21 protein-coding genes and 1 tRNA gene are annotated in these 20229 nt (G+C 64.6%); 11 read left to right on the top strand and 11 right to left on the bottom strand.

Translation table 11 applies throughout. From position 1 onward, the window contains the following. Window positions 1-65: 65 nt before the first annotated feature. The 5 genes from DNK89_RS00615 to DNK89_RS00595 all read left to right on the top strand — a co-directional run bounded on the left by DNK89_RS00615 (window position 66) and on the right by DNK89_RS00595 (window position 3651). Window positions 66-1547, top strand: a complete 1482-nt coding sequence (locus DNK89_RS00615; RefSeq protein ID WP_110958493.1) for a YdiU family protein — start codon at window positions 66-68, stop codon at window positions 1545-1547. Next, window positions 1544-1957 carry a peptide-methionine (R)-S-oxide reductase MsrB gene (msrB, locus tag DNK89_RS00610; protein ID WP_110958492.1) on the top strand — a complete coding sequence of 138 codons (414 nt, stop codon included), beginning with the start codon at window positions 1544-1546 and terminating at the stop codon, window positions 1955-1957. Before DNK89_RS00615 ends, msrB begins: the two co-directional genes overlap by 4 nt. 24 nt (window positions 1958-1981) lie before the next feature. Beyond that, complete coding sequence (locus DNK89_RS00605) at window positions 1982-2521, top strand: septation protein A (RefSeq protein WP_110958491.1); 540 nt, start codon at window positions 1982-1984, stop codon at window positions 2519-2521. Window positions 2522-2536: 15 nt separating this feature from the next. Then, window positions 2537-2797: a BolA family transcriptional regulator gene (locus DNK89_RS00600; protein WP_110958490.1), complete on the top strand. Its 261-nt coding sequence runs from the start codon at window positions 2537-2539 to the stop codon at window positions 2795-2797. A 68-nt stretch (window positions 2798-2865) separates the two neighbouring features. Beyond that, on the top strand, window positions 2866-3651 hold the full coding sequence (locus DNK89_RS00595) for a peptidylprolyl isomerase (protein ID WP_110958489.1): 786 nt from the start codon (window positions 2866-2868) through the stop codon (window positions 3649-3651). 101 nt (window positions 3652-3752) lie between these two features. Here the strand turns inward: DNK89_RS00595 and DNK89_RS00590 are convergent, their stop codons facing one another. The 4 genes from DNK89_RS00590 to DNK89_RS00575 all read right to left on the bottom strand — a co-directional run bounded on the left by DNK89_RS00590 (window position 3753) and on the right by DNK89_RS00575 (window position 6778). Then, window positions 3753-4496, bottom strand: a complete 744-nt coding sequence (locus DNK89_RS00590; RefSeq protein WP_110958488.1) for a DUF1624 domain-containing protein — start codon at window positions 4494-4496, stop codon at window positions 3753-3755. 297 nt (window positions 4497-4793) lie between these two features. Then, window positions 4794-4870: transfer RNA gene (locus tag DNK89_RS00585), tRNA-Pro, on the bottom strand. 184 nt (window positions 4871-5054) lie between these two features. Next, on the bottom strand, window positions 5055-5306 hold the full coding sequence (infA, locus tag DNK89_RS00580; RefSeq protein ID WP_015014402.1) for a translation initiation factor IF-1: 252 nt from the start codon (window positions 5304-5306) through the stop codon (window positions 5055-5057). Between the two features lie 302 nt (window positions 5307-5608). Continuing rightward, entirely contained in the window at window positions 5609-6778 is a 1170-nt protein-coding gene (locus tag DNK89_RS00575; protein WP_238990647.1) for an HPP family protein, read from the bottom strand. Window positions 6779-7323: 545 nt separating this feature from the next. Between DNK89_RS00575 and DNK89_RS00570 the strand changes: the two genes are divergently transcribed. The 6 genes from DNK89_RS00570 (at window position 7324) to asd (ending at window position 12964) form a co-directional block, all read left to right on the top strand. Further along, entirely contained in the window at window positions 7324-8511 is a 1188-nt protein-coding gene (locus DNK89_RS00570; RefSeq protein ID WP_015014404.1) for an ABC transporter substrate-binding protein, read from the top strand. 111 nt (window positions 8512-8622) lie between these two features. Beyond that, entirely contained in the window at window positions 8623-9486 is an 864-nt protein-coding gene (locus DNK89_RS00565; protein ID WP_015014405.1) for a branched-chain amino acid ABC transporter permease, read from the top strand. An 82-nt stretch (window positions 9487-9568) separates the two neighbouring features. Next, on the top strand, window positions 9569-10567 hold the full coding sequence (locus DNK89_RS00560; RefSeq protein ID WP_110958487.1) for a branched-chain amino acid ABC transporter permease: 999 nt from the start codon (window positions 9569-9571) through the stop codon (window positions 10565-10567). Beyond that, window positions 10560-11333: an ABC transporter ATP-binding protein gene (locus tag DNK89_RS00555; RefSeq protein WP_110958486.1), complete on the top strand. Its 774-nt coding sequence runs from the start codon at window positions 10560-10562 to the stop codon at window positions 11331-11333. Before DNK89_RS00560 ends, DNK89_RS00555 begins: the two co-directional genes overlap by 8 nt. A 1-nt stretch (window position 11334) precedes the next feature. Then, a complete protein-coding gene (locus DNK89_RS00550; RefSeq protein ID WP_015014408.1) occupies window positions 11335-12048 on the top strand; it encodes an ABC transporter ATP-binding protein in 714 nt (237 codons plus the stop codon). Window positions 12049-12112: 64 nt separating this feature from the next. After that, a complete protein-coding gene (gene asd / locus DNK89_RS00545; protein WP_015014409.1) occupies window positions 12113-12964 on the top strand; it encodes an archaetidylserine decarboxylase in 852 nt (283 codons plus the stop codon). A gap of 29 nt (window positions 12965-12993) precedes the next feature. Here asd and DNK89_RS00540 read toward each other — a convergent pair whose 3' ends face one another. From DNK89_RS00540 to hutU, 7 genes are all read right to left on the bottom strand, one after another. Then, window positions 12994-13209, bottom strand: coding sequence for a hypothetical protein (locus tag DNK89_RS00540; protein WP_015014410.1), 216 nt, complete (start codon window positions 13207-13209; stop codon window positions 12994-12996). A gap of 123 nt (window positions 13210-13332) precedes the next feature. Then, window positions 13333-14148: an N-formylglutamate deformylase gene (hutG, locus tag DNK89_RS00535; protein WP_110958485.1), complete on the bottom strand. Its 816-nt coding sequence runs from the start codon at window positions 14146-14148 to the stop codon at window positions 13333-13335. Window positions 14149-14182: 34 nt separating this feature from the next. Next, window positions 14183-15565: a formimidoylglutamate deiminase gene (locus DNK89_RS00530; protein WP_110958484.1), complete on the bottom strand. Its 1383-nt coding sequence runs from the start codon at window positions 15563-15565 to the stop codon at window positions 14183-14185. Further along, window positions 15562-16857, bottom strand: coding sequence for an imidazolonepropionase (hutI, locus tag DNK89_RS00525; protein ID WP_110958483.1), 1296 nt, complete (start codon window positions 16855-16857; stop codon window positions 15562-15564). Before hutI ends, DNK89_RS00530 begins: the two co-directional genes overlap by 4 nt. Before the next feature lie 71 nt (window positions 16858-16928). Beyond that, the gene (locus DNK89_RS00520) at window positions 16929-17555 is read right to left on the bottom strand and encodes a HutD family protein (protein ID WP_110958482.1); all 627 of its coding nucleotides are present in this window, start codon (window positions 17553-17555) and stop codon (window positions 16929-16931) included. Then, window positions 17555-18439, bottom strand: a complete 885-nt coding sequence (locus DNK89_RS00515) for a phytanoyl-CoA dioxygenase family protein (RefSeq protein WP_110958481.1) — start codon at window positions 18437-18439, stop codon at window positions 17555-17557. Before DNK89_RS00515 ends, DNK89_RS00520 begins: the two co-directional genes overlap by 1 nt. A gap of 63 nt (window positions 18440-18502) precedes the next feature. Next, complete coding sequence (gene hutU, locus DNK89_RS00510; protein WP_110958480.1) at window positions 18503-20227, bottom strand: urocanate hydratase; 1725 nt, start codon at window positions 20225-20227, stop codon at window positions 18503-18505. Window positions 20228-20229 lie beyond the last annotated feature (2 nt).

The raw sequence follows: 20229 nt of genomic DNA, 5'->3' as shown, positions 1-20229 counted from the left end.
GCCCTGCCCACCCTGCCATGGCCCTGTGGGCGCCGGGACATCCGGCCTGCGAGACAATCCAGCCCATGACCCTGACCGCCGACAGCGACGCCCGCACCGACCTCGGCCTCGCCTGGGACCACCGCTTTGCCGCGCTGGGCCCCGACTTTTTCACCGAACTGCGCCCCACCCCTCTGCCCTCGCCCCATTGGGTAGGGGCCAGCCCCGCCGTGGCGCAACTGCTGGGGCTGGATGAAGCCGCCCTGCACAGCGACGAGGCCCTGCAGGCCTTCACCGGTAACCGCCTGCTGGCAGGTTCGCGCCCCCTGGCCAGCGTGTACAGCGGACACCAGTTTGGCGTCTGGGCCGGCCAGCTGGGCGATGGGCGCGCCATCTTGCTCGGTGAGACAGCCTCGGGGTGGGAGGTTCAGCTCAAGGGTGCAGGCCGAACGCCCTATTCACGCATGGGCGATGGCCGCGCGGTATTGCGCTCCAGCATCCGTGAATTTTTGTGCAGCGAAGCCATGCACGGCCTGGGTGTGCCGACATCGCGCGCGCTGTGCATCACCGGGTCCCCCGGGCCGGTGCGCCGCGAGGAGATAGAGACCGCTGCTGTCGTCACCCGCGTGGCACGCAGCTTTGTGCGCTTTGGCCACTTTGAACACTTTGCAGCCAACGGCCAGGAGGCCGCGCTGCAAACGCTGGCCGACTACGTCATCGACCGCTACTACCCCGAATGCCGGGACGGCACCGGCCTGGCAGGCAACCCCTACGCTGCCCTGCTGCAGGCGGTGAGCGAGCGCACCGCGCGCCTCATGGCGCAGTGGCAGGCCGTGGGCTTTTGCCACGGTGTGATGAACACCGACAACATGAGCATCCTGGGCCTGACGATTGACTACGGGCCCTTCCAGTTTCTGGACGCTTTTGTGCCCGGCCACGTGTGCAACCACAGCGACTCGCAAGGCCGCTACGCTTACAACCACCAGCCCAATGTGGCGTACTGGAACCTGTTTTGCCTGGCGCAGGCGCTGCTGCCCCTGATCGAGGACCAGGACCTGGCCAAGCAGGCGCTGGAGTCTTACAAGACGGTTTTCCCAGAAGCCTTCATGGCCCAAATGCGCGCCAAGCTGGGGTTGGTAGAGGCCAGCGATGGCGATGGCGCACTCATCGACGGCATCTTGCTGCTGCTGGCCCAGAACGGGGTGGACTACCCCATCTTCTGGCGCCGCCTGTCGCACGCCGTGGGCACCCAAGACATGGAGCCCGTACGCGACCTGTTTGCAGACCGCGCCGGCTGTGACCAATGGTTGCTACTATATTCAGAGCATTCGAGGCATATGGATGTAGCGCATCAAGCCGATTTGATGCTCAAAACCAATCCCAAGTTCGTGCTGCGCAACCACCTGGGCGAACAGGTCATCCGTGCGGCGAAACTTGGCGACTTTGGCGAACTCCAAACCCTGCAGCGGCTGCTGGAGCGCCCGTTTGACGAGCACCCGGGGCACGACGCCTACGCCGCCTTCCCGCCCGACTGGGCGTCTTCCATCGAGATCAGCTGTTCATCATGACCCACCCTATCCAGAAGACAGATGCCGAATGGCAAGCCGTGCTGCGCGAAAAAGGCGCCGAACCCGTGGCCTTCCAGGTCACGCGCCATGCCGCCACCGAGCGCCCCTTCACCGGCAAGTACGAAGCCCACTGGGCTGACGGCAGCTACCACTGCATCTGCTGCGGCGCCAAGCTGTTCGACTCCGTCACCAAGTTTGATGCGGGCTGCGGCTGGCCCAGCTTTTCCGAAGCCATCCCCGGCGCCATCACCGAAATCGTGGACCGCAGCCATGGCATGGTCCGCACCGAAACGGTGTGTGCACAATGCGGGGCGCACCTGGGCCATGTGTTTGAAGACGGCCCAGCGCCTACCGGGCTGCGGTATTGCATGAACTCGGCATCGCTGGACTTCCAGTCCGGAGACCGCTGAAGCCCGGCATTTCTTGCTGACTCCATGAAAATTCTGATCGACTTCTTCCCCATCCTGCTGTTCTTCGGGGCCTACAAGTTCTACGGCATCTACGTAGGCACCGCAGTGCTCATGGCGGCCACGGCCTTGCAGATGGCCATCATCTATGCCATCGACCGGCGCCTGCAGACCATGCACAAGGTCACCCTGGTGCTGATCCTGCTGTTCGGCACGCTCACGCTGGTGCTGCAGGACGACCGGTTCATCAAGTGGAAACCCACTGTGCTCTACGGTGCGATGTCGATGGCCCTGGCGGTGGCGCTGTGGGCGCTCAAGAAGAACTTTCTCAAGATGCTGTTGGGGAGCCAGCTGGACTTGCCCGACGCCGTCTGGCAGCGCCTGAACGTGGCCTGGATCGTCTATTGCGCGTTCATGTCGGCCATCAACGCCTACGTGGTGATGAACTTCAGCACCGAGGCCTGGGTGGACTTCAAGCTCTGGGGCTATGTCTTTCCGCTGGTCTTCCTGGTGGCCCAGGGCATCTATATCGCCCCCCACCTCAAAGGCGATGAGCCCACCACCTGAAAGCGCACAAAGCCCATGGACTCCATCGCAGACCAGATGCACCAGACACTGGCCGACCGCCTCACCCCCAGCCACCTGGAGGTGCTGGACGAAAGCGCGGCCCACGCGGGCCACGCAGGCGCCAACGGCACCGGATTTGGCACGCATTTTCGGGTACGGATCGCGTCACCTTTCTTTACAGGACGCACCCGCGTGGCCCAACACCGCCTTGTGTATGATGCGCTGCAAGAATTTATTGACCAAGGCGTTCACGCCCTCGCCATTGAAGTTCTCTGAACCGGCCCCAGATCCATAGCTGCCGGATTTCAGCTGGCAAACAAACCCCTTATTTTTTTGGATTTCGCATGAAGAAACAGCTCCTGTCCGGCCTGGTGGCCGCTGCCGTGCTGGGCACGTTGGCCCTGCCCGTTTCCGCCCAGAATGTCGCCATCGTCAACGGCAAGGCGGTTCCCAAGGAGCGTGTCGAAGCGCTCAAGCAGCAGGTGGAACGCTCGGGCCGCCCTGTGACGCCCGACATCGAAGGCCAGATCAAGGAAGAAGTCATCGCCCGTGAAATCTTCATGCAGGAAGCCCAAAAGCGCGGCCTGGAAACCTCGGCCGACTACAAGTCCCAGCTGGAACTGGCCCGCCAGGCCATCCTGATCCGCGAGCTGTTCGCCGACTTCCAGAAGACGAACCCCGTCACGGACGCTGAAATCCAGGCCGAATACGACAAGTTCGTGGCTGCCAACAGCGGCAAGGAATACAAGGCCAGCCACATCCTGGTGGAAAAGGAAGCCGACGCCAAGGCCATCATCGCGTCCATCAAGAAGGGTGCGAAGTTTGAAGACATCGCCAAGAAGCAGTCCAAGGACCCAGGCTCCGGTGCCAAGGGTGGCGACCTCGACTGGGCCAACCCATCGAGCTACGTGAGCGAATTCACCGAAGCGCTGGTCAAGCTCGAAAAGGGCAAGATGACCGAGACGCCCGTGAAGAGCCAGTTTGGCTGGCACGTCATCCGCCTGGACGACGTGCGCCAGGCCCAGCTGCCCAAGCTCGAAGAGGTGAAGCCACAAGTCGCACAGCAGCTGCAACAGCAAAAGCTGGCCAAGTTCCAGGAAGACCTGCGCGCCAAGGCCAAGGTGGAATAAGCCAACGGGCACTCAGCCGTTCTGGCAACAAAAAACGCGACCTCGGTCGCGTTTTTTTACGGGCTCGGGCTGCGCCACAGTGCCCACTGGATCCACAAGGCTCAAGTCCGCCCCATCACCCACACCACGGCCATCAGCAAGCCAATCATCACCGGCTGGTGGGCCATGTAGTAGCTCAGGCTCCACCGCCCCAGCGTTGCCAGCGGCGTGAGCCCGGCGGGTAGCCGCCATTGCAGCCAACCCTTGCGCGCTCGCACCGCCCATTGGCCTGCCGCGAGCCCCCACCAGAGCACACCGAGCCACGGCAACACGGGCACATAGTCTTCGGTGAACGGCTTGCGTGACACCAGCCCCAGCCAATTCAGCGCTCGCCCATTGAACCAGGGCGCGGCATCTGCCCATACCCCCGTCAGAAGCTGCTGCGCAGCCCACGGTAAAGCCACAGCCACCAATCCGGCCAGCCACAGCCAGCGCCCCCAACCAGCGGTACAGCGAGCGATGAGCAACATCACAGCCATGCCGTGCAGCACACCAAAATAGATGAAGCTGGCTGGAAACATCACAAACGACCCGGCAGATACGAGCAACGCGCACCCGGCGATCTGCATCCACCGACGCCCAAACCTGCGCCAGCCCTGCCCCTGGTGCCAGGCGATGGCCTGCCCCAGCCCTGCACAGAACAGGAACAGGCTCACGATCATGCTGCGCTGCGTGGTCCAGAAAGGATCCACACGAAAGTTCTGTGGCCAGAGGCCGAAGTGGCTCAGATCAAAACAGAAGTGGAAAACCGTCATCCACACCATCGCTACGCCACGCAATGCATCGACGGTGTCGTAACGACGCATGGCAAGAGAGTCAGGCCCACGGGGCTGCGATGCGGAAGCCTCAGCGGCTTTGGAATGCACAGAAAGAGTCATGGGGGTAGCGGCAAGCACCTGTGCGCGGCAGGGTCAGGTGCAAATGAGCATCTAAGGGCGTTTGTGGGCGATGGAGCCAATGGTACGGAGATTCGGCCTGCCTTCCGACATACCCGCTGAACATGGCCTTGATCCGCCGCCAGTGAGCCTGTTTGTTGCGACGCGATGCCTCGAAGCGAGCAAGAAAAAAGGCCTTGCAGCATGTGCTGCAAGGCCTTCAAACATTGGTCGGAGCGGCGGGATTCGAACTCGCGACCCTCTGCTCCCAAAGCAGATGCGCTACCAGGCTGCGCTACGCTCCGACAGCTCGTATTCTAACCCGCCAAATCTCCTGTTTTGGGTTCAACGCCTGCTTTTTTGACTTTTTTTAGAAAGTGGCAAGGCGACGAGATGGCAGTGGTACCACCCGAGGGCAGCGACGTGGCAAAAGACGAACCAGAAAATCAAACACCTTCCCCGGTCTGCCACGGACCGGGAAAAAAACGATCAGCGGCTGGACGACGGGCCAGGGCCACGACCTGCCAGGTGGCGGAAGGTGATGCGGCCCTTGGTGAGGTCGTAAGGCGACATTTCGAGTGACACCTTGTCACCCGCCAGGATGCGGATGTGGTGCTTGCGCATCTTGCCGCCGGTATAGGCGATCAGTTGGTGACCGTTGTCCAGCGTGACGCGAAAGCGCGAGTCCGGCAAGACTTCCGTGACGGAGCCCTGCATTTCAATGAGTTCTTCTTTGGCCATGTGTTTCTCTATCTCTTCAAAGCAAATGTTCTGTGGTCGGCGCCTGAGCGGTTTTTTGCATTCACCACGGCAGCTGCAGCGTTGTCGAAACTCGACACACGGTGCATGGCGGGCGGTGGGAGTCGCTGCACCCAGGGCGCAGATCAGGCAGAGGGCCGTGAGACGGCGTCAATGAACAGGCGTCAGCGCTGCGCAAAGCCTGTCAATTGTACCGCGACAACCTGTAAGTTGCCTATGGCACGGCCGGTGCCCTCTGTGGCGTGGGCGCCGCGCCCGTCCATCGGGACCGCAGCTGCCGCCCGCTATCGCGCCTGCACTGCGGAGGCCAACGTACGCACTAGGTCGGTCTGGGTGATGATGCCCACGAGGTGGTCCACGTCATCCACGATGGGGATGTGGTGGTGGCCGCCCTGCGAAAACAGGGGGACCAGATCCATCGCGTGCTGCCCCGCACGCGCCACCTGCACCGGGTGCGACATGATCTCGCCCACAGTCTGAGGCTGCCCGCCGCGCCCCATGACCAGCGTGCGCAAGCGCTGCCCCAACCCCTCGTGGGTGTCCAGATTGGCCAGCCGCATGAAGTCCGCCACCGTCACGATGCCGATGACGTGGCGCTGGGCATCCACCACTGGCAGTGCCTTGATCTGCTGCAGCCGCATCAGCGCCCACGCTTCTTTGAGCGAAACGCCGGCCTCCACGGCGTACGGCGGGCTCGACATGATGTCCGCGCAGCGCAATTCCCCCAGCGTCCGCTGGAAAGCCGCACGACCCGCCAGGTGCAACAGGCCTTCCAGGTCCGCACGGCTCACATCGAGCACCTGGTTGTAATGAGCCAGCGCCGCATCCACGTCCGATGCAGTGAAGCCCCCCTGGCTCGCTGCCGCCTTCGGCGCGACGCGCTGAGGGTGTGGATAGCGGCGGCCCGTCAACCCGTTGTAGACCACAGCGGCAATCAATAGCAGCACCACGTTGAAGAGCACCGGAAACGCGGCGAGGTGCCAGCCATCGCCCGAAGTGAGCACCACGTACAAGGCCATGGCCCCGCCTGGCGGATGCAGACAACGCAAAGGCACCATGAGCGCAATCGCCAGCCCCACAGCCACCGCCCCCGCCAAGGCCTTGTCTGAAATCAACGCAGAACAGACCGCCCCTACCAGCGCCGACAACGTGCTGCCCCCCAAAACCGGCCAGGGCTGGGCCAGCGGGCTGGAAGGCATGCCGAACACCAGCACGGCACTGGCGCCCAGCGAAGCCACCATCCACGGGCCCGAACCATTGCCCTGGGCCCACCAGCGACTGAGCCATGCCGTGAGCAGCACACCGATCACCGCGCCCACCACAAACCTCAGGCGCTCTTTGCCATCAATGCCCAACGGGGCGGGCCAGAAATGACGCAGCCATTCGGTCAAGCGAGCCGCCCAAGACGGCCGGGATGGGGCGGAAGGTGACAGGTCGGAGGGAGAAGAAGGCATACAGAATAAAAATGCGGATACAGCGTCAAGCTGCATCAACTCGGCGCAGACTGCGGGATGGTGGGCTACGGTGCAGTCCACAACGCTATCGCCCGGCCAGGCCGTCTGACCATATGCGACGGACCGGATGAACAGACCACGATTGTGCAGGCAGCGCCATGCTGCTGGGGCACGGGAGGTTTTCGGTGCGACGGGGAGTTGCTGTGCGTTGATCGGTGTCGCTGCTGCGCCCCGTGCTGGAAACTACCTAGAACGCAAGCCCAAATCGGCCACCCCAATCCAAAAACACGCTCTATACTGCACAAAAATTCAATGCATGCATTTTAATTCATGTTTCAAATTTTCCGTTGGGCTGTAGTGACCATCCACATTGGCACCCATGCCGCACCGATCCGTCAGGCCTCTCAGCAGCGAAGACAAAAAAGCCGTGAAGCTCCCCCCGCTCGTGAAACCCGAAACGAGCCCTGGTACGGGTAACCCATAGGTATTCACCACCGAACGCTTGCAGTAAATTACTTTAAGCCTAAACAAAGGAGACAAGCCCCATGACCACCCGCCGCCTCGTCATCAGCCGCAGTGCCGCCCTCGTTGGCGCAGCATCCACGGGCCTGCTGCTGCCCTCCATCGTGCGTGCTCAGAGCGGCAAGGTGCGCGTGGGGTTCATGCTGCCCTACACCGGCACATTTGCCCAGCTGGGCGTGGCTATTGAAAACGGCGTGCGCCTGGCCATCGACCAGCAAGGCGGCAAGCTCGGCGGGCGCGAGATCGAATGGTTCAAGGTGGATGACGAGTCCGAGCCCAGCAAGGGTGTGGAAAACGCCAGCAAGCTGGTGCAACGCGACAAGGTGGATGTGCTGATTGGTACCGTGCACTCGGGTGTGCAAATGGGTATCCAGAAAGTGGCGCGCGACACCGGCGTGCTCAACCTGATCCCCAACGCAGGCGTACACGCAGCCACCCGCGCGCTGTGCGCCCCCAACGTGTTCCGCACTTCGTTCAGCAATTCCCAGCCCACATTGGCGCTGGGCAAGGCCATGGTCGAAAAGGGCCACAAGAAGGCCGTGTGGATCACCTGGAAGTACGCGGCTGGCGATGAGGCCTTCGAGGGCTTCAAGGAAAGCTACACCAAGGCGGGTGGCACCATCGTCAAGGAACTGGGCCTGCCCTTCCCCAACGTCGAATTCCAGGCGCTGCTGACCGAGATTGCCGCGCTCAAGCCCGATGCCGTGGCCTGCTTCTTTGCCGGTGGCGGCGCGGCCAAGTTCATCAAGGACTACGCGGCCGCCGGCCTCAAGGACAAGATTCCGCTGTATGGCTCGGGCTTCCTGACCGAAGGCGTGCTGGACGCTGCGGGCCCAGCGGCCGACGGCATCATCACCACCATGCACTACAGCGACTCGCTCGACACACCGCGCAACAAGCAGTTCCGCCTGGAATACGCCAAGGCCTTCCGCAGCCAGCCCGATGTGTACGCCGTGCAAGGCTACGACACCGGCCTGCTGCTGGTGCAGGGCGCCAACGCGGTCAAGGGCGACCTGTCTGCCAAGCCAGCCGTCATCAAGGCGATGGAAAGCGCCGTCATCGACAGCCCACGCGGCAAGTGGACGATGAGCAAGTCCCACAACCCCGTGCAGGACATCTACCTGCGCCGGGTGGAGAACAAGGAAAACAAGGTGATTGGCGTGGCCGCCAAGGCACTGGCCGACAGCGGCGCCGGTTGCCGCATGGGCTAAGCCGTTCGGTCGGCCCATTTTCCGCCCCAACCGCCCGGCTTGCGTGCCGGGCTTCCTCCGCCGGCCTCGTTCTGCGCGGGTTGATTTTTTGCACTCCAAACCCAGCCCTCCATGGATTTCGCGACGTTCCTGATCCAGCTGCTCAACAGCGTGCAATACGGCCTGCTGCTGTTCATGCTGGCGGCCGGGCTCACGCTGATCTTCGGGATCATGGGCGTGGTGAACCTGGCGCACGGCAGCTTTTATATGCTGGGGGCTTACCTCGCATATTCGCTGTCGGGGCATTTCGGCAGCCTGGCACTCGCCATCGTAGGCGGCGCGCTGCTGTCGGTGGTCTTCGGGCTGGCGCTCGAATGGCTGCTGTTCCGCCACTTCTACCACCGCGACCATCTGGACCAGGTGCTGCTGACCTTCGGGCTGATTTACATCTTTGAAGAACTGCGCTCCATCCTGTGGGGCGACGATGTGCATGGCGTGCCCATCCCCAAGGTACTGGACTGGTCGATTCCGCTCACAGACACCCTCTCCTACCCGGTCTACCGGCTGTTCATCTCGGGCGTGTGCATTGCGCTGGCTGTGGCGCTGTACCTGCTGATCTCCAAGACCCGCCTGGGCATGAAGATCCGCGCGGGCGCATTCAACCGCGACATGGCCGAGTCCCTGGGCGTAAACATCAAGCTGATCCATGCCATCGTGTTTGCGCTCGGTGTGGGCCTGGCGGCGGTTGCGGGCATGGTGGCTGCACCCGTATCCAGCGTGTATCCCAACATGGGCTCATCGGTGCTCATCATGTGTTTTGTGGTGGTGGTGATCGGTGGCATCGGCTCGGTACGCGGTGCGCTCATTGCGGCGCTGCTGGTGGGCTTTGTCGATACGTTTGGCAAGGTGCTGCTGCCACAGGCAGCGGGCATGCTGGTCTACATGCTGATGGCGGCGGTGCTGCTGTGGAAACCCGAGGGCCTGTTTAAACAATGACTCCCCCCACGCTCGTCACTTCGTGTATCTCGCTGCCCCCCGAGGGGGCCTTCGCTGCCTTGGGGCGGCCCGGCGGCAACTCATGAGCACCCCCCGCGCCAATATCGAAGTGCTGCCGCGCAGCGTGCAGTTTTCCCTGGCACTGGGGCTGGCTGCGCTGCTGCTTTTCCCCGTGGTGGGCAGCGACTTCTACGTGCAAATGGTCACCCGCATGATGATCATGGCCATCTTTGCCATGAGCCTGGATCTGCTGCAAGGCGTGACCGGGCTGGTATCGCTGGGCCACGCGGCGTACTTTGGTGTGGCGGGCTACGCCCTCGCCTTTCTCACCCCAGCGGACATGCCGGTCAGCCTGTGGTGGTCGCTACCGCTGGCAGTGGCTGTGTCGGGCCTGGTGGCTCTGGTGATCGGGTTCTTTGTGGTGCGCACCCACGGCATCTACTTCATCATGGTCACCATGGCCTTTGCGCAGATGGTGTTCTACCTGTTCTTCGACAACAAGGTGCTGGGGGGATCGGACGGCCTGTACATCAACTTCCGGCCTGATGCGGCGCTGTTCGGCTGGCTGCCGTTCGATCTGGAGGGCCGCAAGACCTTCTACTACTTCACACTGGCGCTGGTGGTGCTGGTGTATGTGCTGCTGCGCCGCCTGCTGTGGAGCCCACTCGGCCGCGCGCTGGCAGGCATCCGCATCAACGAGCACCGCATGCGCGCCATGGGCTTTGGCACGCGGGGCTACAAGCTCACCGCCTTCACCATTGCCGGGGCGCTGGCGGGCCTGGCGGGGTACCTGTGGGGCGCGCAGACCGGCTATGTGAATCCTGAACTCATGGGCTTTCACATGAGCGCCCACGCCATCATGATGGTCATCCTGGGCGGCATGGGCAACTTTGCAGGCGCCATCGTGGGTGCGTTTGCGTTCGAGTACCTGCTGCACGTGTTCAAGGACATCAGCAAACACTGGCAACTGATGATGGGCGGCTTCATCGTTCTGGTGGTGGTAGCAGCACCGCGCGGGCTGCTGGGCATGTTTGCACAGCCGGGCGTAGCCAAGGCCTCGGAAGGATCGCACCATGGCTGAAGTCCTGTTGTCTGCACAGAAGGTCACCAAGCGCTTCGGCGGCCTGGCCGCCGTCAATGGTGTCTCGGTGGACCTGTGGCGGGGCAAGATCCACGCGGTGATCGGCCCCAACGGCGCGGGCAAGTCCACGCTGACCAACCTGCTCTCGGGCGACCTGCCCCCCACCTCGGGCCAGGTGCTGCTGGGCGGCACCAATGTGACCGGCTGGGCGCCTGAACGCATTTCGCGCCAGGGCCTGGGCCGCAGCTACCAGAAGACCAACATCTTCCTGCCGCTCACCGTACACGAAAACGTGCGCCTGGCCGCCCAGTCGCGCGATGCGCAGCAACCCTGGAACCCGTTGCGCTGGTGGCAGGACACCCGCTCGGACACTATCAAAAACAGAGCAACCAGTGAACGTCTTGAAAGCGCTATCGAGCTGTCAGGCCTCAAAGACCGACGCACGGCCATCGCGGGAGCCATGAGCCACGGCGAGCAGCGCCAGCTCGAAATTGCCATGACCCTGGCCACCGAGCCACAGGTGCTGCTGCTCGACGAGCCCCTGGCTGGCATGGGCGTGGCCGAGGCGGAACGCATGGTGGAGCTGCTGCAGCGCCTCAAGCCCGCCCACGCCATGATGCTGGTCGAGCACGACATGGATGCCGTGTTTGCGCTGGCCGACCGCCTGACGGTGATGGTCAATGGCGAGGTGATTGCCCATGGCACACCGCCCGAGGTACGCGCCGATGCCACCGTGCAGGCCGCCTACCTGGGGGAGGACCACTGACATGACCACTCCATGGATCGATGCCAAGGGCATCCACACCTTCTACGGCAGCAGCCACATCCTGCACGGCATTGATTTCACCGTGGGCCAGGGCGAGACCATCGGCCTCATGGGCCGCAACGGTATGGGCAAGAGCACCCTGCTCAAGTCGCTGATGGGCCTGGTCAAGCCCCGCTCGGGCAGCGTGGCCGTGGCCGGCCGCGACATGACCGGCAAACCGCCCTACGAGGTGGCGCGTCTGGGCATCGCCTACGTGCCCGAGGGCCGGGGCATCTTCGGCAACCTGAGCGTGGTCGAGAACCTGCAGATGGCCGCCCGCGCAGGCACGCGCGGCCAGCGGGACTGGACCTACGAGCGCGTGCTGGAGACCTTCCCGCGCCTGAAGGAACGCCTGGGCCACGGCGGCCAGCAGCTCAGCGGCGGCGAGCAGCAGATGCTCACCATCGGCCGCGCGCTGATGACCAACCCCGACGTGCTCATCCTCGACGAAGCCACTGAAGGCCTGGCACCGCTGATCGCACGCGAGATCTGGCGTATCTGCAGCCTCATCAAGGACAGCGGCATCAGCAGCGTGATCGTGGACAAGAACTGGAAGCACGTCACCCAGATCACCGACCGCAACGTCATCCTGGTCAAGGGCCAGGTGGTGTTTGACGGCAGCTCGGACGCCTTGCATGCGCAGCCCCTGCTGCTGGAGCAGTACCTCGGGGTATGACCCCGTGCGGGCGATAGCGCCCCGCCGATAGAATCGTCCGCTTTCGTCTTTGAGGGGTTCGCCCGTGTCTGATCGCCTGGCAGTTCTGCCGCAATACCTCCTGCCCAAGCAGGCACTGACCACCTTGGCTGGCAAATTTGCATCGGCCCGGCTGGGCGGCCTCACTACCTCGGTGATCCGCTGGTTTGTGGGCCGCTACAACGTCAACATGGCCGAGGCGGCCAACCCCGACATTGCCAGCTACACGTCGTTCAATGACTTCTTCACGCGGGCGCTCAAGCCCGGCGCCCGCCCGCTGGCCCAGGCCGATTTGATCTGCCCTGTGGACGGTGCGATCAGCCAGTTTGGCCCCATCGCCAAGGACCAGGTTTTCCAGGCCAAGGGGCACACCTACTCCACCACCGCCCTGGTGGGTGGCGATGCGGCCGCCGCAGCCCGTTTTGACAATGGCCACTTCGCCACGCTGTACCTGAGCCCGCGCGACTACCACCGCATCCACATGCCTTGCGCGGGCGAGCTCACGCGCATGGTGCATGTGCCGGGCGACCTGTTTTCGGTGAACCCCACCACGGCACGCGGCGTGCCCGGCCTGTTTGCGCGCAACGAGCGCGTGGTGTGCTTTTTTGAATCGGCCCACGGCCCGTTTGTGCTGGTACTGGTGGGTGCGACCATTGTGGGCAGCATGGCCACCGTGTGGCACGGGCAGGTGAACCCGCCGCGCACCGGTGTGCTGCGGCAGTGGGACTACGCGAAGGGCCAGGTAAGTCTGCAGCAGGGTGAAGAAATGGGCCGCTTCCTGCTCGGCTCCACCGTGGTGATGCTGTTCCCACAAGGGCCGCTGCAATTCAACCCGCAGTGGTCACCCACGCGCCCCATCCAGCTGGGTGAAGCCATGGCACAGCGCTCTGGGGGCTGACCTTCAGCCCCTTGGCCGACGCGACGCGCTTACGAACCGTCGGCGTCGGGCGTGCGCGTGAGCCGGAAGGCGGTGGGCGCGAGGTGCAGCGCTTCAGGGTACACAGGGGATTCATGCCCCACCAGATACACCATAAGAGCGTGGCGGCGCACCACCACGTGGCTCACGGTTTCGCGCTGGTGGTTCCATTGCACGAAGGTGCCTGGCTTGAACAAAGGCATGTAGTAGTACGCGGTGGGGTCCATGGGGTGCGGCTCCTCCCGCGATGACGGGCCCCTGCGTGGATGCGGGGTGGGCCCGGGCGGCGGTCCATGGCGGACCGACCAGCCCATACTAGCACCGATACTTCCCGCCCGGGGGCGTAAGCCTCACGCCGATTGCGCTGCCGCAAAGGCCAGCGCGGCCTCCAACATACTACGCAGGTGGGGTTGCACGCCCGCAGCCACCTCGGGCAGGTAGTCAAACGGCAGGGCCTCCTGCATGTAGCTGCACTGAGTCATTTCCAGCTGCACCGCGTGAATGTTCTGCGCGGGCTGCCCGTAGTGGCGCGTGATGTGCCCACCCTTGAAGCGGCCATTGAGCACGGCGGTGTAGCCCTGGGCCTCTTTGGCGATGGACAGCAGTTCCTGCGCCAGCGCCGGGTCGCAGCTTTCACCGTTGGCCGTGCCCAGGTTCAGGTCGGGCAGCTTGCCTTCAAAAAAGCGCGGCAGCACCGAGCGGATGGAGTGGGCGTCCCACAGCACCGCCACACCGTGTTGCGCACGGATGCGGTCCAGCTCGGCACGCAGTTGCGCGTGGTACGGCGCCCAGACGGCCTCACGGCGCGCAGCGATCTCTGCGTCATCGGGCACATCGCCTGCTGCGTAGATGGGCGCGTCGTCGAACGTATCGACCGGGCAGAGGCCGGTGACGCTCTGCCCAGGGTACAGGCTAGCGCCATCGGGCGGGCGGTTCAGGTCGACCACATAGCGCGAGTGCGTGGCCACGAGGATGGACGCCCCCAGGTCTTTGGCAAACGCGTAGAGGCGCTCCATGTGCCAGTCGGTGTCGGGCACCTGGCGGGCCTCATCGGTGAAGCGCGCAGCCAGCGCAGGCGGCACGTAGGTGCCTGCATGGGGCATGGACACCAGCAGCGGCGCAGTGCCGGGATAAAACACAAAGGGAGGTGGAGAGGTATTGGTCATCACAAGCTAACGGGTATGAATTCAATCGGACGCTTCAATCGGGTGCAATGGTGGCCGAGCGTGCCGCCACAAACGCATGGGCCGCCGCATCGTGCAGCGTGTGCCGGCCGCTCGCAATGCGCTGCTGGCCCCCCACCCACACGCTGTCGATGGCCGAGGTGCGGTGGCTGCCGAATACATGGGCCGACAACATGCTGGGTGCGGGCAGATCGCGCAGCGCCACATGCTGCGCATCCAGCGCCACCAGGTCGGCCTGCTCACCCACGGCCAGACCACCAATGGCGCGGCCCGCGGCCTGCGCCCCGCCCTGCACGGCCTGCAAGGTCATGGCCGTGGCCACCTCCGGTTGCGCAGCGGTGGCCAGCACATTGCGCTGCCGCAGCGACAGGCGCTGGCCGTATTCCAGCATCAACAATTCTTCCGCCGCATTCACGCAGGCATGGCTGTCCGAGCCCACGCCCCAGCGTCCACCATGCTGCAGCCACAGTGGCATGTCGAAGATACCGTCGCCCAGATTGGCCTCGGTGGTGGGGCAGATGCCTGCCACGGCGCCTGTGCGGGCTGCGTCCTGGTACTCCTGCGGGGTCATGTGCGTGGCGTGCACCAGGCACCAGCGCTCGTCCACGGGTGCGTGCTCCAGCAGCCACTGCACCGGGCGCTGGCCGCTCCAGGCCACGCAGTCATCCACCTCCTGCGTCTGCTCGGCAATATGGATGTGAATGGGCGCTTGCGCATTGAGTGCCGTGAGGCCCTGCACGGCAGCCGCCAGACTGTCGGGCTGCACTGCACGCAATGAATGCGGTGCCAGGCCCAAAACGGCCCCTTGCGCTTGTGCAGCGGGCGCAAGGCGCTCCAATAAGGAGAGCATGTTGTCCGTGCTGCGGATGAAGCGTGCCTGGTCCGCACGCGGTGGCTTGGCGCCAAAGCCGCTCGTCTGGTACAGCACCGGCAACAGCGTGATGCCGATGCCCGCACGCTGCGCCGCACGCAGCAGTGCCAGCGAGAGCGTGGCGTCATCGGCATAGGGCGTGCCGCCCTGGTCGTGGTGCACGTAGTGGAACTCGCACACGCTGGTGTAGCCCGCCTCCAGCATCTCCACATACAGCCAGGTCGCAATGGCCTCCAGCGATTCGGGCGTGATGCGCGCCGCAAAGCGGTACATCAGGTTGCGCCAGCTCCAGAAGCTGTCCTGGCTTTCCCCCCGGTATTCGGTCAGGCCCGCAAACGCGCGCTGGAAGGCATGCGAGTGCAGGTTGGGCATGCCGGGCAGTACGGGGCCCGGCGCCACGGCGGCGTGATTGTGTTGGGCATTGGCAGTGACGTCTGTGATACGCCCTGCCCCATCCCAGGTAATCAGCACATTGCGCGCCCAGCCCGTGGGCAGCAAGGCATCGGTGGCGAACAGTTGTTGCGTCATGGCATGACTCCGTGAATGCGCCCTTGCCGCACGATGGTGCAGGTGGGCTTCTGGCCCAGCCAGTAGGCCAGTTCTGCCGCCTCGCCCACCGGCCACAGCACAAAGTTGGCAGGCCTGCCGGATGCGATGAGGCCGTGCGTGTCTTGCAGGCCCAGCGCGCGCGCGGCGTGGGTGGTGATGCCGGCCAGCGCCTCGGGCACCGTCAGGCGGAACAGCGTGCAGGCCATGTTGGCCATGAGCAGCAGGCTGAGCGCGGGCGAGGTGCCGGGGTTGTGGTCGGTAGAGACGGCCATGGGCACGCCGGCCTCGCGCAGTGCCGCGATGGGGGGCAGGTGCGTGTCGCGCAGCGTGTAGTAGGCGCCGGGCAGCAGCACGGCCACGGTGCCAGCAGCCTTCATGGCAGCGATGCCGTCGGCCGACAGGTGCTCGATGTGGTCGCACGACAGGGCACCGTAGCGCGCGGCCAGCGCCGAGCCCCCCATGTCGGACAGTTGCTCCGCATGCAGCTTGACGGGAATGCCCAGCTTTTGCGCGGCCTGGAAGACCTGCTCGGTCTCCGCCAGCGTGAAGGCGATGCGTTCGCAGAACACGTCCACAGCATCCACCAACCCTTCGGCCGCCAGCGCAGGCAGCATCTCGTTGCAAACAAGGTCGGTGTAGTCCTGGCTACCTCCTGGTTTTCCAGCGTATTCGGGCGGCAGCGCATGCGCGCCGAGGAAGGTGGTGCGCACCGTCACGCCAAAGGCCTCGCCCAGACGGCGGGCCACGCGCAGTTGCTTGCGTTCGTGCTTCAGCGCCAGGCCGTAGCCGGACTTGATCTCAATGGCACACACGCCTTCATCCAGCAGCGCCTGCAGGCGCGGCGCAGCCAGGGCAAAGAGCTCGTCTTCGCTGGCCTCGCGCGTGGCGCGCACCGATGACACAATGCCCCCGCCCGCCTTGGCCACCTCTTCATACGTGGCGCCTGCGAGCCGCATCGCAAATTCGTTGGCGCGCTGCCCGCCGTATACCAGGTGGGTATGGCAATCGACCAGGCCGGGTGTGGTGATGGCGCCTTTACCGTCAAAGCGGGGCAAGGCGGCAAACGCCGCAGGCACCTGGGCCTGCGGGCCCACCCACTGCACAGCGCCGCCCTGCACCACCACACACGCCAGCGCGCTCTCGGGCACCGGCACGTCCGCCGACCACAACGCGGCCACGGGCCGCAGGTGGGTCCACACGCCATCGGCACTGGGCGCGGAAGATGTTGGCGGGACCGCGCTCTGCGGGTTGCTACTTGCTGCTGTGTTCATGGATCAATTTGCTATCTTTTATATAGCTACTTGCGCATATTCCACTGCGCTTGCAGCCCGTTTGATTCAAATTATGGTGCGGAGCCCCTGTGCAAGGCCACCCAGGCCAGCACCGGTGCATCGTCGGCAGACATGGCGCCTTCGGCGCCGCGTACGGGGGCAATCGACGGCGCTGCTTCGCCCCCTTCGCTCACCCACCACAGGCCCTGCCCCGCTGCCAACATCCGCGCTGGGCGGCCATCGCTGTCCTCATATCGCCACGTGCCCTGCAGCACCATGCACAGGCCAGCGGCAGCCCCCTCTGCGGGCGGCAACGCATCGCGCAGCACCTGCAGGCTCCCGGTCCACACTCCCCGGCGCAGCATCAGGTTGAAGTCGGTAGAAACACCGCCGAGCATGCGGCAGTCCACCGGCTCTTCGCCGGAGAACGCAAACGGCTCCCACCGCTGCGTTAGCGCGCGCTGCCATTGCCCCGCTGCGGCTTGCAGCTGTACGCCATCGCCCTCCAGCAGCATGATCTGCCGGTCCACCCCCGGGAAGGCCGAGAACGGCCCGGGGCGGGCGATGGTGGCCACACTCACGCGCCATGCAAAGCTGTCCATGCCCGCGCCGGGCGGCCAGCACGCCAGCTCGCGCGTGCTGCCGCCGCCGTTTTTCCAGGGCACCGAGGGTGTGGCGGCCAGGTCCAGAAACTGCATCACGCCCGTTCTCCCTGTGGCACGTCGTTGCCATCCACCAGGAGGGGGAACAGCGGGTGGTCCATCTCAGCCCCGGCGGGCAGCTCATCGGCCAGGCCGGGGAACTCGGGTGAGGTCTTCCACGGCCGGGGCGCATGGCGCGTGTCGTCGCCCAGAAAGCGCACCGAGAACACCCGACGGCGACGGGGCCCTTCCACCCCACCCGCTGCGTGCAGCGTGAGCATGTGGAAACACACCACATCGCCGGGCTCAATCTCCCAGCCCACGATGGGGAAGGCATCGCGGTCGGCCTCCACGTTGGGCAGGTCCTGCAGGCTGCCCTCGGGGAACCACTTGGCCTGGTTGTCCATGAAGGTGCGCGGCATGAGCCACGGGCCCTTGTGCGATCCCGCCACAAACTCCAGCGTGGCCGCGCGGGACACCGGGTCTACCGGAATCCACATGCTCACGTTCTGCATGCCTTCGATGTTGTAGTAAGGCTGGTCCTGGTGCCAAGGCGTCTTCTGGCGCGTGCCCGGCTCTTTGACCAGCACGTGGTCGTGGTACAGCCGCACGGTGCGCGACTGCATCAGGCGCTGCGCGGCCAGCGCCAGCGGCGTGTCGCGCACAAAGCGGCCAAACTGCGGGATGTCCTGCCAGTTACAGAAGTCCTCGAAGAAGCGGCCCGGGTCATCCGGCCGGCTGGCCACCTTGGCGCGCGGGCTGGGCGCGGCCAGGTTGGCGTCGATGCCATCGCGCAGCAGAGCGACTTCATCGGGCGTGAGCAGCTGCTTGATGCAGATGGCGCCGTCGCGGGCGAAGTCGGCGACCTGTTGGTCACTCACCCGCTCGCGCAGGCGTGCCTGCCACCGTTGCTGCGAAATCCCAGACGAAACATCGGGCATGGCACCTCACCTCCAGATCAAACGTAGAGACAGATAGATAGACCCCGCGAGTATTTGGCGGGCTTACTTGATCATCGGCAGCTTCAGGCCCTGCTTCTTGGCCGTTTCCACGGCCAATTCGTAGCCTGCATCGGCATGGCGCATTACACCGCTGCCGCAGTCATTGACCAGCACATTGGCCAGCCGTGCCGCCGCCGCATCGGTGCCATCGGCCACGATGACCATGCCCGAGTGCTGCGAGTAGCCCATGCCCACGCCGCCGCCGTGGTGCAGGCTGACCCAGGTGGCGCCGCCAGACGTATTGAGCAGCGCGTTGAGCAGCGGCCAGTCGCTCACGGCGTCGGTGCCGTCCTTCATCCCTTCGGTCTCACGGTTGGGGCTGGCCACGCTGCCGGTGTCCAGGTGGTCGCGGCCGATCACGATGGGGGCCTTCAGCTCTCCGTTTTTCACCATCTCGTTGAAGGCCAGGCCCGCGATGTGGCGCTCGCCCAGGCCCAGCCAGCAGATGCGTGCGGGCAGGCCCTGGAAGGCGATGCGTTCGCCCGCCATGTCGAGCCAGCGGTGCACATGTTTGTTTTCGGGGAACAGCTCCTTGATCTTGGCGTCGGTCTTGCGGATGTCTTCTGGGTCGCCAGACAGCGCCACCCAGCGGAACGGGCCCTTGCCCTCGCAGAACAGCGGGCGGATGTAGGCGGGCACAAAGCCGGGGAAGTCGAACGCGTCCTTCACTCCCTCGTCAAACGCCACCTGGCGGATGTTGTTGCCGTAGTCCACCACCGGGATGCCCATGTGCTGGAAGTCGAGCATGGCTTGCACATGCGCCGCACACGACCGGGCCGCGGCTTTCTTCAGCACTTCATGCTGGGTCACATCCTGCTGCGCGGCGCGCCACTGCGCCACCGTCCAGCCCGCGGGCAGGTAGCCGTTGACCAGGTCGTGGGCCGAGGTCTGGTCGGTGACCAAGTCGGGCTTCAAGCCGCCAGCCTTGGCGCGGCGCACCAGCTCGGGCAGGATTTCTGCGGCGTTGCCCAGCAGCGCAATCGACACGGCTTCTTTGGCTGCGGTGTGCTGCTGGATCAGCTCCAACGCGTGGTCAATGTCACGCGCCTGCTTGTCCACATAGCGCGTGCGCAGACGGAAGTCGATGCTGCTTTGCTGGCACTCAATGTTGAGCGACACCGCGCCCGCAAACGTGGCGGCCAGCGGCTGCGCGCCGCCCATGCCGCCCAGGCCTGCGGTCAGGATCCACTTGCCTTCGAGCGATCCGCCAAAGTGCTTGCGGCCCGCCTCGGCAAAAGTTTCGTAAGTGCCTTGCACGATGCCTTGCGTGCCGATGTAGATCCAGCTCCCCGCCGTCATCTGGCCGTACATGAACAGGCCCTTCTGGTCCAGCTCGCTGAAGTGCTCCCAGTTGGCCCATTTGGGCACGAGGTTGCTGTTGGCCAGCAGCACGCGGGGTGCATTGGCATGCGTCTTGAACACGCCCACCGGCTTGCCGGACTGGATGAGCAGGGTCTCGTTCTCATGGAGGTCCTTGAGCGACGCCAGGATCTGATCAAAACATTCCCAGTTGCGCGCAGCGCGGCCAATGCCGCCGTACACCACCAGGTCCTGCGGGCGCTCGGCCACCTCGGGGTCGAGGTTGTTCTGGATCATGCGGTAGGCCGCTTCGGTGAGCCAGCTTTTGCAGGTCAGCTGGCTGCCGCGCGGCGCGCGGATCACGCGGCTGGCGTCGTGGCGGGGGTCGGTGTTGGAGGCGGCGGCGATGATGGCGTCGTTGGCGTTCATGG

Source organism: Acidovorax sp. ST3, from assembly GCF_003231145.1.
Lineage (GTDB): Bacteria > Pseudomonadota > Gammaproteobacteria > Burkholderiales > Burkholderiaceae_C > Acidovorax.
Note: the sequence above shows the minus strand (reverse complement) of the source record. Positions and strands in the feature narration are given on the sequence as shown.

Coding starts and splice junctions, on each gene's coding strand:
- DNK89_RS00615 (WP_110958493.1), top strand. CDS start 66: ATGACCCTGACCGCCGACAGCGACGCCCGCACCGACCTCGGCCTCGCC.
- msrB (WP_110958492.1), top strand. CDS start 1,544: ATGACCCACCCTATCCAGAAGACAGATGCCGAATGGCAAGCCGTGCTG.
- DNK89_RS00605 (WP_110958491.1), top strand. CDS start 1,982: ATGAAAATTCTGATCGACTTCTTCCCCATCCTGCTGTTCTTCGGGGCC.
- DNK89_RS00600 (WP_110958490.1), top strand. CDS start 2,537: ATGGACTCCATCGCAGACCAGATGCACCAGACACTGGCCGACCGCCTC.
- DNK89_RS00595 (WP_110958489.1), top strand. CDS start 2,866: ATGAAGAAACAGCTCCTGTCCGGCCTGGTGGCCGCTGCCGTGCTGGGC.
- DNK89_RS00590 (WP_110958488.1), bottom strand. CDS start 4,496: ATGCGTCGTTACGACACCGTCGATGCATTGCGTGGCGTAGCGATGGTG.
- infA (WP_015014402.1), bottom strand. CDS start 5,306: ATGGCCAAAGAAGAACTCATTGAAATGCAGGGCTCCGTCACGGAAGTC.
- DNK89_RS00575 (WP_238990647.1), bottom strand. CDS start 6,778: ATGCCTTCTTCTCCCTCCGACCTGTCACCTTCCGCCCCATCCCGGCCG.
- DNK89_RS00570 (WP_015014404.1), top strand. CDS start 7,324: ATGACCACCCGCCGCCTCGTCATCAGCCGCAGTGCCGCCCTCGTTGGC.
- DNK89_RS00565 (WP_015014405.1), top strand. CDS start 8,623: ATGGATTTCGCGACGTTCCTGATCCAGCTGCTCAACAGCGTGCAATAC.
- DNK89_RS00560 (WP_110958487.1), top strand. CDS start 9,569: ATGAGCACCCCCCGCGCCAATATCGAAGTGCTGCCGCGCAGCGTGCAG.
- DNK89_RS00555 (WP_110958486.1), top strand. CDS start 10,560: ATGGCTGAAGTCCTGTTGTCTGCACAGAAGGTCACCAAGCGCTTCGGC.
- DNK89_RS00550 (WP_015014408.1), top strand. CDS start 11,335: ATGACCACTCCATGGATCGATGCCAAGGGCATCCACACCTTCTACGGC.
- DNK89_RS00540 (WP_015014410.1), bottom strand. CDS start 13,209: ATGGACCCCACCGCGTACTACTACATGCCTTTGTTCAAGCCAGGCACC.
- hutG (WP_110958485.1), bottom strand. CDS start 14,148: ATGACCAATACCTCTCCACCTCCCTTTGTGTTTTATCCCGGCACTGCG.
- DNK89_RS00530 (WP_110958484.1), bottom strand. CDS start 15,565: ATGACGCAACAACTGTTCGCCACCGATGCCTTGCTGCCCACGGGCTGG.
- hutI (WP_110958483.1), bottom strand. CDS start 16,857: ATGAACACAGCAGCAAGTAGCAACCCGCAGAGCGCGGTCCCGCCAACA.
- DNK89_RS00520 (WP_110958482.1), bottom strand. CDS start 17,555: ATGCAGTTTCTGGACCTGGCCGCCACACCCTCGGTGCCCTGGAAAAAC.
- DNK89_RS00515 (WP_110958481.1), bottom strand. CDS start 18,439: ATGCCCGATGTTTCGTCTGGGATTTCGCAGCAACGGTGGCAGGCACGC.
- hutU (WP_110958480.1), bottom strand. CDS start 20,227: ATGAACGCCAACGACGCCATCATCGCCGCCGCCTCCAACACCGACCCC.